We start from the raw sequence: 15399 nt of genomic DNA, 5'->3' as shown, positions 1-15399 counted from the left end.
GGGAAAGGGGCAGAAATGCCCCTGCCTTACCCGACAACATAAGATATGAAATAAAACCAATCATTTAGTAAACTGATTGGCCAGCCTTTTTGCTGTTTGTGAGTTAATTTTCATTTCATACCCATCAACAACCAAGAGGGCTGGGTTGGGTTAAATTTTTATAATCTATGCCGAAACTTTAATTTCCATCCCCCTTTATTTAGTGCCATAACCTGCCATGCTAAAGAACTTGTTGGGCGATCCCAACGCTCGTAAACTTAAAAAATACCAACCTTACACTACGGAAATTAACCTCTTAGAGGACGAAATTAAAGCTCTTTCCGATGAGGAGTTAAAAGGCAAAACAGGAGAGTTTAAACAGCGGCTTGCCAAAGGTGAAACCTTAGATGATATCCTGCCGGAAGCTTTTGCAGTAGTTCGGGAAGCAGGAAGGCGAGTCTTAGGCTTGCGGCACTTTGATGTACAGATGTTGGGTGGTATTATTCTGCACACTGGGCAAATCGCTGAAATGAAGACAGGGGAAGGTAAAACCCTAGTTGCGACATTGCCGAGTTATCTAAATGCCTTGACTGGTAAAGGTGTACACGTTGTTACCGTAAACGATTACCTGGCTCGTCGGGACGCGGAATGGATGGGACAGGTGCATCGTTTCTTGGGATTGAGCGTGGGGCTAATTCAGGCGAGCATGATTCCCAGTGAACGCCAGAAAAATTACGACTGTGATATTACTTATGTTACTAATAGCGAGGTCGGTTTTGATTACCTGCGGGATAATATGGCCACATCAATGGCAGATGTGGTGCAACGCCCATTTAATTACTGCGTCATAGACGAAGTAGACTCAATTTTAGTTGATGAGGCGCGGACACCGCTAATTATTTCAGGACAGGTAGAAAGACCGACAGAAAAATATCTGCAAGCTGCCGAAATCGCATTCACTTTGAAAAAAGATGAGCATTACGAGGTGGATGAAAAAGCTCGTAACGTACTGTTAACAGATGAAGGCTTTGCAGAAGCGGAAGAGCTTTTGGGTGTAACAGATTTATTTGACCCAGAAGATCCTTGGGCGCATTTTGTGTTCAATGCGATTAAAGCTAAAGAACTCTTCCTCAAGGACGTAAACTACATCGTCCGCAACGGAGAAGTGGTGATTGTAGATGAATTTACTGGTCGAGTGCTCCCAGGAAGACGTTGGAGTGATGGGCTACACCAGGCAATTGAAGCCAAAGAACACGTAGAAATTCAGCCAGAAACTCAAACTCTCGCGACGATTACCTATCAAAACTTGTTCTTGCTCTATCCCAAATTGGGTGGGATGACGGGAACAGCAAAAACAGAAGAAGCAGAGTTTGAAAAAATTTACAAACTTGAAGTAACGATAATTCCCACCAACCAAATCAGAAGACGCCAAGACCTGTCTGATATGGTCTTTAAGACAGAACCAGGCAAATGGAAGGCGATCGCGCGCGAATGTGCAGAAATGCATGAACTGGGCAGACCTGTGCTGGTGGGCACCACAAGTGTGGAAAAATCTGAGTATCTGAGCGAGTTGCTCAAGGAGATGGAGATTCCCCACGAGTTGCTCAACGCCCGACCAGAAAACGTAGAACGTGAGGCAGAGATTGTCGCTCAAGCAGGACGCAGAGGCGCTGTAACCATCGCCACGAACATGGCTGGTAGAGGTACTGATATCATCCTCGGTGGTAACTCAGAATACATGGCCCGTCTAAAATTGCGGGAATATTTTATGCCTCGGATTGTCCAGCCAGAAGATGAGGATACTTTTGGTATCCAAAGAGCTGCTGGCCTGCCAACTGGAACTAGTGGTGGTCAAGGCTTTGTCCCTGGCAAAAAAGTGAAAACTTGGAAAGCTTCGCCAGAAATTTTCCCCACTCAGTTGACCAAACAGACAGAGCAACAATTGAAAGAAGCAGTGGAATTGGCGGTGCGTGAGTATGGCGAACGTAGTTTACCCGAATTAGAAGCAGAAGAAAAAATAGCTGTAGCAGCCGAAAAAGGCCCCATTGATGACCCTGTAATTCAAAGATTGCGGGCAGCTTATAAACAGATCAAGCAGGAATACGAACAATTCACCACTCGCGAACACGAAGAAGTAGTAGAATTAGGCGGTTTGCACGTTATTGGTACAGAACGCCACGAATCGCGACGGATTGACAACCAATTACGCGGACGGGCTGGACGACAAGGCGACCCTGGTTCAACGAGATTCTTCCTAAGTTTAGAGGATAACTTACTACGGATTTTTGGTGGCGATCGCGTTGCTGGGTTAATGAATGCCTTCAACGTTGAAGAAGATATGCCCATCGAATCGGGGATGCTTACCCGCAGTTTGGAAGGCGCACAGAAAAAAGTTGAAACCTACTACTACGACATCCGTAAGCAGGTGTTTGAGTACGACGAAGTGATGAACAATCAGCGTCGCGCTATCTACGCCGAACGCCGCCGGGTGCTAGAAGGTCAGGACTTGAAAGAGCAGGTAATTACCTACGCCGAAAAAACGATGGATGAGATCGTTGACTACTACATCAACGTAGATCTACCCTCAGAAGAGTGGGAACTAGAAAAGTTGGTGGATAAAGTCAAAGAATTTGTCTATCTGTTGGGAGACATGCAGGCAAATCAGTTAGAAGATATGGCAGTAGCCGAGATTAAAGCCTTCCTTCATGAACAGGTAAGAATTGCCTATGACATCAAGGAAGCCCAGATCGATCAAATTCAGCCTGGATTAATGCGGCAAGCCGAACGCTTCTTTATCTTGCAACGGATTGATACTTTGTGGCGGGAACACCTGCAACAAATGGATGCCTTGCGTGAATCAGTAGGATTGCGTGGTTACGGTCAAAAAGACCCGCTGATTGAGTACAAGAGCGAAGGTTACGAACTCTTCTTGGATATGATGGTCAACATCCGCCGAGATGTAGTTTACTCCCTGTTCATGTTCCAGCCGCAGCCGCAGCCAGTAGTGCAAACATCATCAGAAATGGTTTGACACTGAAGCAGCAGATGTTGAATATCTGATGTAACCAGCCTGTAAAATAGCGGATACATATAGAAAAAGCAGTCAAGAAGTCTAACTTTTTCAGACTTCTTGACTGCTTTTTGCTTTTAAAGGATATACCTAAATTAAACAGGTAAAAACTACTAATATTAACGGGACTTAAACATTTTTGAGAAAGAAATAAGTCTCAAGCCCTCGCGGGGTCAGGGAAATATACCAAATGTCTAAAAACCTCTGAAATCCAGATATACCAACAAACCAATCAAAACGATGTCAAAGCCAATTGAAATATATGTTTGAGGCTATTTGATTGGTGTTTTTTGCCTAAGTCCCGTTAATTCAAAAAAATAATGTGATAGTCGCTACATCTGTAGTGATCATTCTTCAAATTAGTATCAGAAGCTGTTGAGGGTGTTACTTGAGAGCCATGAAACAACAGCATTGTAGAAGCTATTAGCGAGAAACTTTCTTGCTAAGTCGGCTCTGGCTGTCAAAACAAAGCTAAAATCAGCCTTTTAAAAAGTCCCCTACTCTCTTTATTTGTTACAAAAAACGAAACCAAAACAGATTTAAGTGATATTACCGATAAAATAACAATAAAGTTTTCACTTTGGGGTAAATGAGCGCAAACAATAGCGATTTACCGAATGATTGGTCAGTAAGAGTTTTACCCTTAGCGTAAATTACTGTAAAACTGCTATTTACCCCTACTTTTAAAAACGATAATAATTTAATTTTGTAGGAGTTAGGTGCGAATGTCTCCAAGCAGCAGATTGACTCAATTAGAAAAAATCTTACAGTTGCGATATGAGACACTTGGTGAAGCGGAAATGGATCTCGCCATGACGACAAACACCTTTGACAAAACTGCAATCAAACAACGTATTCGGGAACAGATTTTACCAGAACTCCGTAAGTATGAGGTTGAGTACTGGAATCTCCTGGCTCAAGAGGCACAATTGTGTAGTGTGGAAGAAGTAGATGCACGTAATAGTATTGTTCAAGTTGTGCGGGAAGTTGAACTGATTAAGAAAAAGCTGAATGTGAACTATCCTGATGACTTCATGGAGTTACTACTGGAAATTCGAGATAAACTAAACCAACCAGGAACACCTGCTATGGCTAAAGCGAAGTTAGCTTTGCCTCTCATACCTGGAATTTTGTCTTACGAGTTAGAACTGGATACAGAAAGTTCATTAAGAAGAGCATTTCAGCCTATCAAAACACTATTTAAAGGTGCGCTAAAAAAAAACTAATTAGCCCAAAAACAAATCAAGAAGGTAAGCGGAGTGAAGTATTAAAACAGATGACTGCAAAAGTCGCACGTCATAAGATCAATTTGTTATATAATAATGAGTCAATAAATTTGCCAATGGAAGAACAACCAGACCAGGTTCGACCACTTGGAGATGAGGATTATAAAGGAAGCTATAGGCACAAGCGTAAGCTGCCTGAAGACGTGAATATTGTAACAGTTTTTGATCGGGCAGATATTGCAGGTTGGTTGTTAATTTTGGGTGAGCCAGGATCTGGAAAAACCACAACTTTAATGCAATTGGCTAGTGAACTAATTATTCGTGCTAAAGGTGATTCTAGTTATCCTATACCAGCTTATTTTGAACTGTCATCTTGGAAAGGAAGTAAAGAAAGAAAAGCCGATAAACAATATGAAAAAAGCTTCCTTAAATGGCTGCTAAATGAACTAAATAGGATTTATGGCGTTGCTGTAGAAACTGGATTACAGTGGATTAAAAATCAAAAACTGTTGCTTTTACTTGATGGTCTAGATGAAATGCAACCACTAAATCAGCAACGCTGTGTAAAGGCAATCAATATTTTTATTCAAGGAGAATATAAACCAAAGCACTTAGTTGTATGCAGCCGTAGACTGGCATATGAAAAAATAGATTTTTCTTCAAAGCTTCATCTCAATGGTGCAGTCTATTTACAACCTTTGCAGCAAATACAAATTGAAAAATATTTGATAAAAGTAGGATGCCAAGAAATAGTAGATATTATTGGACAAAGCACTCAATTATTAAATTTGATAAAAAACTCACCTTTGATGTTGAGTTTTTTAATTTCGATATATATAGTTCAGGAAATAGCAATTACTAAATATAAAAATTTTAATTCAGAACTAGAAATAAGTAGAGCATTGTTTAGGGACTATGTCAGCCAGAAATTAAAATTTCTAGTAGAAGAAATAAATTCAGAATCTCCAGGTCAGCAACTAACTGAAGAAAAAGCTAAATATATGTTAATCTGGTTGGCTAAAAGATTAACTCAAGATTCTAATATTTATTTTTCGATTGAAGATATGCAGCCTACTTGGTTGCAAGATAGATCTGAAAGATTAAAATATGGTATTGCAGTAGGATTAATGGTTGGGCTAATTATTGGACTGCTCAGTGGTTTAGTTCAGGGACTGAGAAGTATATTGCATCACAGTGTATTAGGTATAGTATTTGGTGCTTTGATAGGTGCGCTAATTATTAGTTTTAGAGAAATTAGTCCAGTTGAGGTTTTTAAATGGCCTACTATGAAATCTAGAGAGCAAAGCTGGAAAGATGGGTTACGATGTGTCGGTCTAAGTGAAGGTATAATTTTTGGGACAATCTCTAACGTCACAAATATTGATACTAGAAATAATTATCAAATGAATTTATTGTTTAAATTAGAACACTTTAAAGCCCTATTAATGAATGGATTAGTTGGGGGATTAGTTGGAATACCACTTGGAGCTTTTGTAAGGCAATTAGGAGGCTCAGATAATATAGATAATAAGTTATCTATAAATGAAGGTATTAAAAGATCAGCAAAATTCGCTATAATTTTTGCTATAGTATTTGGTTTATTTTTGGGTCTAACTGGCTGGTTGATCGGTTTAATTATCAAGCCTAGTCTATGCTTGAAATTTGCAAAATTTTTTGGATTAGCAGGTGTACTTATTGGTGGTTTTGTTCCAGGTATTGCTTGCATTCAACATTTTGTATTACGCATTATTCTTTTTCATGATGAATATATTCCTTGGAATTATGGTTATTTTCTTGAACATACTAGGCAAAAGCAGCTGATGGAAAGAGTAGGTGGATCTTATCGTTTTATTTACCCACTACTCCAAAAGTATTTTGCTGAACTTCAATTAATTAAGAGATGGTGATAAATATGCTGATGCTGTTTTGGGTGTAATTCTTGCTCAAAGTCTTTGACTAAAAACTGATAAGTCTGCCAGCTAATATTATTGAGTAAAACCCGATCGGGACTTTGAATTAATGTTGCCGTCATGGGTAAAGAGAGGTAACAAGTGAACAATGTTGTTCTATTAATTCTAATGCTTCAACACTTTACCAGACGGCTAGTTTAGGTTTCTAAGTGATAATACCAACCTTTCCTGTATCTAAGTCGTAACGACCTCCGACGATTTTTAGTTGACCGGACTTTAGGCGTTCAGTTAAGAGACGCGATCGCTTTAACTGTTCAATTTGATATTGCACATTTGCCACCACAGCATTTTCAACTGCATCACCTGGCTGATTCTTCACCTTGTCTACAGCTGGCTTAATTGCTTTGACAAAGGTACTAATATCACCCAGCAGCTCTTCTTTTTGCACTGCGGCGGTGACTGCTCCGCATCGCTCGTGACCCAGCACCATCAGCAGTGGTGAGTTTAACAGGGTAACTGCATATTCAATACTGCCAAGCGCTTCTGGTGTAGCAATATTGCCGGCAATCCGCACATCAAATATATCTCCGATGCCTTGATCAAAAACAATTTCTGCGGGTACCCTTGAGTCTGCACAACTGAGGATGGTTGCAAATGGATGTTGAGCTTGTGCAACTTCCTGCAACCGCGCTGCCGATTGATCTGGGTATTGGGGTTGATGTTGGATAAAGCGCTGATTTCCCTCTATTAGCTTTTGTAGTGCGGCATCAGGGGTGAGGGATTGGGGGGTATCTGAAGGCAATGCTGCGGCTTTAGCCTGTTTAACTCGCCAGAGTAAATCGCTGGCAGTTACCATCAGTCCAAATCCCCCTGTGATGCCCAACTTCAAAAAGTCACGACGCTCGATAGAATGCTTCATGAGATTTATGCGACTCTTACAACGACGCTACACATTTCATAGAGCGAATCTCCATTACATCAGAGATGTAACAGGTTCCTCCAAATTTGTTGAGCAGTGGTCTAATGTTTTCGACAACAGGCTTAATTTCCTCTGGCATACAAAACGCGATGATGTATACATTATCGAGCATTGTCATGTCTAAATCTTCTGCCATACCTCGTAATCCTTTACCAGCAACACCTCGGATTACAGCATGACCATGTACACCTGACTTGTCCAAAGTATCTAAAATTTTGGCAAGTTCAAACGAGTTGGCAATAATTTCTATCTTTTTAACTAAATGCATATTATTACCTCCAAAATAGGTTGATTCCGTACAGATATAACGGAATTCCTACAATAATATTGAACGGGAATGTCACTGCCAGGGCGGTAGAAACGTACAAGCTAGGGTTTGCTTCTGGAACAGTCATCCGCATAGCTGCGGGGACAGCGATGTAAGAGGCACTGGCACATAGTACAGCGAACAAAAGCGAATCTCCCTTAGGCACACCAATAAATTTAGCAAGCAGCAACCCCAGAACTGCATTGACTATTGGAATTAGTATGGCAAATGAGATCAGGAAAACTCCGGTTTTTTGCAAGTCTTTAATTCTTCTGGCAGCGACCAGTCCCATATCGAGTAAAAAGAAGGTGAGAACGCCATAAAATAACCCCTGAGTAAAGGGTTCTAAAACTTGCCAACCATGTTCTCCTGTTACAAAGCCAATCACGAGGCTACCAACTAGAAGAAAGACGGAACTATTGAGAAATGCTTCTTTTAACACTTCCGCCCAAGAAAAATCCCGCTTCTCATCTACCGTAAATATATTCACCAGGATTAGACCAACAATGATGGCTGGAGATTCCATCAAGGCAAGGGCTGCTACCATGTAGCCATCAAAAGGAATACCAATCTCAGTTAAAAAGGCACTAGCGGTGATGAAGGTGACAGCACTGATAGAACCGTAAGTTGCGGCGATCGCGGCAGCATCATAAGTATCAAGCTTGAGTTTCAGGATGAAAAAGGTGTAAATTGGGACAAAACAAGCCATCAACATCGCTGCCAAGAGCGTCAGAACAACTTCTTGAGTAATGCCACTTTTAATCAATTCTACCCCGCCTTTAAAGCCAATCGCAAACAGCAGATAAAGCGAGAAAAGTTTGGGTACAGGGGCAGGTATTTCTAAATCGGACTTGACAAAAACAGCAGTCATCCCAAGAAAGAAAAACAGGACTGGCGGATTTAGGAAGTTGGATACGATTAAACTACTATCCATATACATCCCTCCTTATGCTGATGAAACTGGCAATTAAAGAAATTTGGCATCTTAAACAATTTAACGATTGACTCATGATGTATCGTGTATTGCTACCCCATGTCAATTGGTTGTAAACATGGAGCGAGCTAAGATAACCGTATAAACTTCAGACTGACATTGCGAATGGATACTATCAGTTGGTCTAAAACCAAGAAACAAATCGCAAAGTAAGCTTTTAAGCAACCATACAAACCTGAGTGTGATGCTTTAATTCAACAAATACCCAAAAAAGGCAATAAAATTGTGGAGCCTGATGTGCTATAGCAGTTGCATCATTTCTTGGGAAAACAAAGAAAAAAGACTATTCATAAATACGATTACAAATGTTCAGTTCTAATATTTATTTTTTAGAGTTTAATTAGAGAAGGATGATTAAGTATGGAGAATACCCGGGTTTAAAATGAGTTAATTTATCTAAAATATCTGGTTGTAATATATATATTAACTATGGTAAATAAAATGTATATTGCAGTGTAGAAATAAGTGCGATCGCTCAAGTTCAGAAACTTCAATTTTGTGGTTTCAAATGCTAATTAATGAAGAAAATTTTATTTGTATGTAGCCAAAATAGACTGCGAAGCCCTACCGCTGAGGTTGTATTTTCTGAATATGAAGGGCTGGAAACAGATTCAGCAGGTTTGGATCGCTATGCGGAAGTACCAGTTTCAACAGAAGCAATTGCATGGGCTGATGTAATTTTTGTGATGGAAAAGTCCCATAAACAGAAGCTAGCAAAAAATTTTCAGCCCTTTCTCAAAGATAAGCGAGTTATATGTTTGAATATTCCAGATGAATATGAGTATATGGAGCCAGCTTTAATTAAATTGTTAAAGCAGAAGGTGCTACCTTTATTACAGATTAAAAATTAAACGATGGATATTCAAGAAGCTTTTAATACTGCTGCGGCAGATTACGATCGCTTACGCCGCATCCTGATTCCTTGTTTTGATGATTTTTATAAAACAGCAGTTGAAATCATACCAGAATCTTACACTGCACCATTGAAAGTTTTGGATTTGGGTGCTGGAACTGGACTTTATGCAGGTATGGTTCAAGCAGTCTTTCCTAATGCAGAATTCACTTTGCTGGACTTAGCAGCTGAGATGTTAGAAAAAGCCAAGTCTCGATTTAGCAAAATGGGTAAATCACCCAGAATTCTCATAGGTGACTACGTTGAGACTGATATAGCTGGTCCCTACGATCTGGTGATTTCTGCTTTATCAATTCACCATCTATCTAATGCTGACAAGGAACGTCTTTATCAGCAAATTTACAAAGTTCTGAATCCTGGAGGAATGTTTGTTAACGCCGATCAAGTTTTAGGAAAAACTCCTGATTTAGAAAAACTCTATCGCCAACAGTGGTTGAATTCTGTTTATGCTCAAGGTATTTCTAATGAGGAGTTAAAAGCTGCACAAAAACGTATGGAATATGACCGCATGGCAACTCTTGATATTCAAATTAATTGGCTAGAAGCAGCAGGGTTTCAAGACATTGATTGCTGGTACAAAAATTTTAGTTTTGCAGTATTTGGTGGGCGACGAGCGACTATTTAACTATCATTTCCCAGAGCAGTAACTATTAATTTCATTGACTAGTTTAGTTTCTTCACTACTATTTTTTTTCAGAGATGCCAAAGCGCCATTTGCAGATTTTAAATTCTTTTTATCTATGGCTGTAGCTGTATCTTTCAACCCCTTGCTAGTACTTTGATAGAGGGTGAGAAAGCGCCCTTGATAGCCCTGTAATTTTTCATCTTTGACTTCTATCCCTTTCATGTCTGCCGTAATTGTGTCTATTTTCGCCGCTACTTCAGTCAAAGCTTTAGAACCTTTTTGAGGATTAGGATTTTTGCCAAAATCTTGACCTACTGTAACTGCCTGATTTGCTACCTTAACTATTTTGTTACATTGAGCAACCTTACTCTCTCCACAACCTGCAAATAGTAATGCGATCGCAGCAGTTCCGGAAATTATAATACTTTGTTTAATCATACGTTGCATTTTTTATTGTCTCGACTATATTCTGCAAAATCCAGAGTTAGGATTGGTCATGATACGTTATACTCCATACTCTTCATAAAGAGTATTAAGTTATACTAATTTATTCCCGTCTAAATTTACATAAGTTTTGAATATATAGCAGTCCTATTTTATTTGTGAAAAAAAAGTACATTTGTAGATCCTTCTTTCCTGCTTCCTGACTCAACGAGTAATTTCACAACTCATTTAAAATTGCTATAGCAGTTTAAAACTGTATGCTACAAATCAAAAAAATTAAGACAATTAAATATACATAGAAACGAACAATCTTGGATTGATTTTCAGTTTTGAACTGTCCATTAAGTACCTAATTTGGGAATTAACTTTAGTGAAGCAGCAGTGTTACTATTCACAGTCTGCTTTTCCCAAAGCATGGGGTGATATTCAATTTTGCGCCAAGGGTCAATCATATCTGTGTAGTGAACATGGAAGGCATGACCTGATTGGCCAGGTGTATGAATTGCTACTGAATTATCAAGATTTTTTAAATCTACAATCATCCGCAGGGAAGGAATATCAGTTACCTCGAAAGATTTGTTTGCTTGCCAACGATTAGCGTTCACGGTTTCGCCATTACCAGCAGTGGGAAAGGCACCACGATTAAATAAAGCTTCAATTGCTGCCACCCCAGATTTACCTAAAGTACCATTGCGAAATGTAATGGTATGTAACTTACCCCAGTTCCAGGATTTCGGGTTTTTGCCTTGAATCCGTTCGAGTTCATCAACGGCTTCTGTAAAAGCTTGTCGCAGGATTTGGTTGCGGTTCTCAACATTGGGGGTTTTGTGGTTATCCCACCAGCTACTATTTGGCTGTTTGACGAGATTTTTTACTACCTCATACCAGCGATCGCCACCATCGGGAAAGTACTCTCTAGGTAACTGATCGTGAAAAGTATCTGCTAGCAAATGTTTCCAGAATACTTCAAATAGGGCAGCCGCAGGCGATCGCATTCCTAGCTGCAAATTCCAATTTAGTAGTAATTTTTTAGCTGCTTGCAAACGTAGGCTATCCAGAGAGATAGTTTCAAATAGTGGTAAAAGGGTTTGAGCATTCAAATTCCGGTTATCCCCCTGCATCGACTGCACATCTACCAAAGATAGAGGTTGATTTGGCTGTGAAATCATCTCGACAATGCGCTGTGCGCGGTAGCCATAAACCCAGTCTGTAGTAATCAAATAAGGATATCGATTTTGTACTAAATTATTAGCGGTAGCAATGTAACCTTGAGGTGGATTAAAACTTTTGGGTAACTGCTCAAAGTCAATATAGCCTTGCCACTCGTATTCATCCGTCCAACCGGGAACAGGATAACGCCCATTCCCTTGAGAGCGAATTGGTAATTTACCAGGCATCTGGTAGCCAATGTTGCCATCAATGTCAGCATAAACTAAGTTCTGGGCAGGAACATCAAAGTTCTTCGCCGCCATGCGGAACTCTTGCCAGTTTTGGGCACGATTCAGTAAGGGAATAGCATATCCCAAGGTTGCAGGTTCTAAGGCTGTCCAACGCAAGGCAACAGCGTATTTCGGTGGGATTTCTAGCCCGTGATTTACTGGGAACTGCTGTAACTTGGGTGAGACATCAGAAAGAATGGGGCCGTGTCTGGTGTAACGCACTGTTTGGATAATTGGCTGACTCCCAACAACTTGAATCGTCTCTTTCACAAGTTGCATATCCACCCATTTACCATTGACCTCATACTGGTTGGGGTTATCTGGGTTGATTTTCTCAATGTATAAATCCATGACATCTGGTTCAACATTGGTTACACCCCAAGCAATGCGATCGCTATGACCGATAATTACTCCCAGCATTCCAGCAAAGGAAAAACCTGTCACATTGTAGGGACATTCCTCATTCTTGGGTGTACAGTACAGACCAACCTCATACCAAATAGAAGGCATTTGTACAGCTAGGTGCGGATCGTTGGCTAATATTGGCTTACCTGTAGTCGTGCGTTTTCCAGAGATTACCCAGTTATTCGAGCCAATACCAATTCCCCTAGAACCGATTAATTCTTGCAATGCCAGCATTGGTTTGGTAATTGATTCCAAGGCTGGGGTAATTGCCGCGTTTGCTTCCTGAATACTAGAGGCAATCAATTCTGTTTCGTCAAAATTCTTCTGCTCTCCTGTTTTCCTTGTTTGCAGGTCGGGTAAAATCACTGGTAAGTCTTGGGGATATGGTGGAAAAAGTTCCTCCACCTGAGCCAGGTTTAGGGTTTTGAGCAGAATGGTACGTTCAATTTCGCGCTCGAAGTTTCTGCTCAAGTCGTAAGCCATGACCTTACCCCAAGTTAGGGAGTGCAGCATTTGCCAAGGTTCTGGTTTATACCTAGGATTGAGCAATTTTAATACAGCATATTCCAGACTTAAGGCGCTGCCTTGATGCCCTGCCAGATAAGCATTTACTCCTTCAGCATAGGCTTCCAGATATGCCTTCATCTCTGCATTAACTTGTGTGATTTCTTGCTGCGCTACCCTTGCCCAACCCATTGTCCGCAAATACTTGTCAGTTGCTAGTTGGGAAGAACCAAACATTTCTGAGAGCCGCCCAGAACCGATGTGTCGCCAAAAATCCATTTGCCAAAAGCGATCTTGGGCGTGGATATAGCCTTGCGCCATGAACAGATCGTGGGAGTTAGCTGCGTAAATGTGGGGAACTCCCCAGCGATCGCGCTGGACGTTTACCTCAGCCTTCAATCCAGAAAGAGCGATCGCCCCATTTTCTACAGGAAAGGATTGCCGCACAGTATAGGTGCCAAATCCCGCTAGTGATAAACCCAACACTAGTATGACAATGACGAGATTTTTTAGTGCCTTGGGCAACCAAACTTTCCGGGATCTTCTCATTTACGTAGGTTGTGGCATTGTAAATCAAACCACCGGACATTGTACTGCTTGGAGTACGCTTGTGAAGCTCTCTAATTTTTACAAATGTAGGTTTTTGATCAAAGGGTGAGTGAGGACTGTGGTTTGTTTTTTCATTATTTTGCGTAAGTCCTAGCCTACACTAGTCAAGATGACTCCCGTGCTAAATGAATGTTTTCCTGTGGTGCGGATTTCACGTCCATCATCTTAAAATCAAGAATTGGTTGCACAGGTTGCATTGCAGTCAGATAAGATGACATCTGTGCCCCCAAATTTCGCAGGCAAGTTAGTTTATCAATATTACTGAAATTAATACTGCTAAAACTATCCTTTGTAGCTCGGATGGATATTAAGTAGGTTCGAATATGCTTTCCTGTAGTGGAATCAACTGTTTGAACAAACCCATTAAATACAACTATATCTAGGTGTTGAGCTAGATCGGCTGCGAAAACTTCGCTAATCGTTCGCAAAGTGATAGCAGCTACTATATCTTGATATAACTCCTCGATTTCGATTGGCTTTCTACTTATGCCGTGAATCTCATCTTTATTATGGTCGTATTTGACCTCTGCTATTGTTGGAATAATTTTAGCAGCAGGCAGTTCATACTCAATAACTAATTGTTTAGATTTAGGTACATAGGCTACTTGGAATTCTTGGGGAAATACTACCTTGTCTTGATTTGTATAGGAGATGTATTGGTACTCATCCAAGGATGGGTATTCTGAGCGTTCTAATACCATCTCGTTATAGATTGCTACAGCAGATTCTTCCGCCTCTTCGTAAGCTGTTTCTAACTCATCTACCTCAGCGTTACGCTTTTTAATATCTAAAATAAAACTATGTTTTTTCCATTCATAATTTGCTTTAAGATGCTCTAGGGCTACTTGACGGCTATTTTCTGCTTCTTCATCTTTTTTCTTGGCAATTTGATAATCTAATTCTGCTTTTTTTAGCTTATTTATATATTGCTCTTCTAAAAAAGGCAGCAGTCGGATGAGCCACTGAGGAGGAGATTTCGGCTTGTAAAATTGTGTCAGTTTTGATGCTGTTAATAACTCCTGCGGTACTTCTATTGCAGGAAATGTCTCCCGAATCCGCAAGTCTTCAAATGAGATTGTATCTTCCACCTTGAGACTATGCGCTAAGAGCGTTTGCAACTCATGTATCCATTCTGCTAGTTCCCCATTAATATCATCGACATCAGCCCAACGTTGATCTAAGTAATTATGCTTAGTCTGCTTTTGCCTTTGCTGTAAAGCTTTTTCGTTTTCAGGGGTAGCAAGTTTCATTTGAATTGAAGCCTGCCTTTGCGCACGAGCAACTTTTTTAGCAGTATCTTTCATCAAACCAGATGGTCTGCTTCTACGTGACATTTTGAATAACTCCCAATATTTTATACAAAAGCTTTACAACTAAAAGTTAAAATTCCTTTGATTATCAAGCTACCTAAACTAATTCCCTGTGTTCTGCTTGTAGATAGCAATACTAGCTTATATACTAAATCACTCAGTATGTTACTGGTATTAAAAGCTCAGTACTTTCAGTAATAATTTCTGAGACATAACTGAGCAACCATGTTGCAATAAAAATTTAGATGCTTGTACCCCCATAATAAATGCTGATAGTGATCGCCACCAGTATTTCAAAATCTTTTAACCGTAAAAACAAGATAGCTTTATGTAAATTTTCTAACTCCATAAATATTAAAAATTCAATAGTTCAAAAAGGAGTTTACACCTTCGGGTGAGATGTTAGTGCATTAGAAGCTACTTTTAAACAAATGTAAAGATTGAAAAAAGAGGATATAGTTTTGTATCCATTTTGGAAAAAACTATATATTAATCGATTTGCTCAGAAACGTGGAGTAAATAAAATGCAAAACTTGAGATAGTTAGGTGGCGAAGTATGGTGGCGTAACCACAATCCCAGATTTCCGCTGCGTTAGAAGCGTAACGCACTCTAGAAGAATTGTAGGTATTTTAATCCACATTCCTAAGTAGTAACTCATCAAAGAACTTGCCAATCAATCAAGAG

At 40.0% G+C, this 15399-nt stretch carries 12 protein-coding genes; 5 read left to right on the top strand and 7 right to left on the bottom strand.

The window, feature by feature from the left end; genetic code table 11:
- Positions 1-217: 217 nt before the first annotated feature.
- The 3 genes from secA (at position 218) to BV372_RS11970 (ending at position 6182) form a co-directional block, all read left to right on the top strand.
- Positions 218-3010 (top strand): preprotein translocase subunit SecA, encoded by a 2793-nt coding sequence (gene secA, locus BV372_RS11980; RefSeq protein WP_086686733.1) that lies wholly within the window; start codon positions 218-220, stop codon positions 3008-3010.
- A 764-nt stretch (positions 3011-3774) separates the two neighbouring features.
- The gene (locus BV372_RS11975; protein WP_086686732.1) at positions 3775-4275 is read left to right on the top strand and encodes a hypothetical protein; all 501 of its coding nucleotides are present in this window, start codon (positions 3775-3777) and stop codon (positions 4273-4275) included.
- A gap of 50 nt (positions 4276-4325) precedes the next feature.
- Positions 4326-6182, top strand: a complete 1857-nt coding sequence (locus BV372_RS11970) for an NACHT domain-containing NTPase (protein ID WP_086686731.1) — start codon at positions 4326-4328, stop codon at positions 6180-6182.
- On the opposite strand, the gene BV372_RS35160 is transcribed toward BV372_RS11970, so the two are convergent.
- The 4 genes from BV372_RS35160 to BV372_RS11955 form a co-directional block, all read right to left on the bottom strand.
- A complete protein-coding gene (locus BV372_RS35160) occupies positions 6161-6307 on the bottom strand; it encodes a hypothetical protein (RefSeq protein ID WP_218776706.1) in 147 nt (48 codons plus the stop codon). The two genes, BV372_RS11970 and BV372_RS35160, sit on opposite strands and share 22 nt — an antisense overlap.
- An 83-nt stretch (positions 6308-6390) precedes the next feature.
- On the bottom strand, positions 6391-7104 hold the full coding sequence (locus BV372_RS11965; RefSeq protein ID WP_086686730.1) for a carbonic anhydrase: 714 nt from the start codon (positions 7102-7104) through the stop codon (positions 6391-6393).
- Between the two features lie 16 nt (positions 7105-7120).
- Complete coding sequence (locus BV372_RS11960) at positions 7121-7432, bottom strand: P-II family nitrogen regulator (protein WP_086686729.1); 312 nt, start codon at positions 7430-7432, stop codon at positions 7121-7123.
- A gap of 4 nt (positions 7433-7436) precedes the next feature.
- Positions 7437-8405 (bottom strand): sodium-dependent bicarbonate transport family permease, encoded by a 969-nt coding sequence (locus tag BV372_RS11955; protein WP_086686728.1) that lies wholly within the window; start codon positions 8403-8405, stop codon positions 7437-7439.
- 578 nt (positions 8406-8983) lie between these two features.
- Between BV372_RS11955 and BV372_RS11950 the strand changes: the two genes are divergently transcribed.
- On the top strand, positions 8984-9316 hold the full coding sequence (locus BV372_RS11950) for a low molecular weight protein tyrosine phosphatase family protein (RefSeq protein ID WP_086686727.1): 333 nt from the start codon (positions 8984-8986) through the stop codon (positions 9314-9316).
- A gap of 3 nt (positions 9317-9319) precedes the next feature.
- Positions 9320-10003: a class I SAM-dependent methyltransferase gene (locus tag BV372_RS11945; protein WP_086686726.1), complete on the top strand. Its 684-nt coding sequence runs from the start codon at positions 9320-9322 to the stop codon at positions 10001-10003.
- Positions 10004-10006: 3 nt separating this feature from the next.
- Here BV372_RS11945 and BV372_RS11940 read toward each other — a convergent pair whose 3' ends face one another.
- From BV372_RS11940 to BV372_RS11930, 3 genes are all read right to left on the bottom strand, one after another.
- A complete protein-coding gene (locus BV372_RS11940) occupies positions 10007-10441 on the bottom strand; it encodes a hypothetical protein (RefSeq protein WP_306298969.1) in 435 nt (144 codons plus the stop codon).
- Positions 10442-10788: 347 nt separating this feature from the next.
- Positions 10789-13344, bottom strand: a complete 2556-nt coding sequence (locus BV372_RS11935) for a penicillin acylase family protein (RefSeq protein WP_086686724.1) — start codon at positions 13342-13344, stop codon at positions 10789-10791.
- Positions 13345-13508: 164 nt separating this feature from the next.
- Positions 13509-14738 (bottom strand): restriction endonuclease, encoded by a 1230-nt coding sequence (locus tag BV372_RS11930; RefSeq protein ID WP_143845074.1) that lies wholly within the window; start codon positions 14736-14738, stop codon positions 13509-13511.
- Positions 14739-15399: the final 661 nt, after the last annotated feature.

It is taken from the genome of Nostoc sp. T09 (assembly GCF_002154695.1).
Classification (GTDB): Bacteria; Cyanobacteriota; Cyanobacteriia; order Cyanobacteriales; family Nostocaceae; genus Aulosira.
The sequence above is the reverse complement of the archived record's forward strand: the minus strand, read 5'-3'. Positions and strand labels throughout refer to the sequence as shown.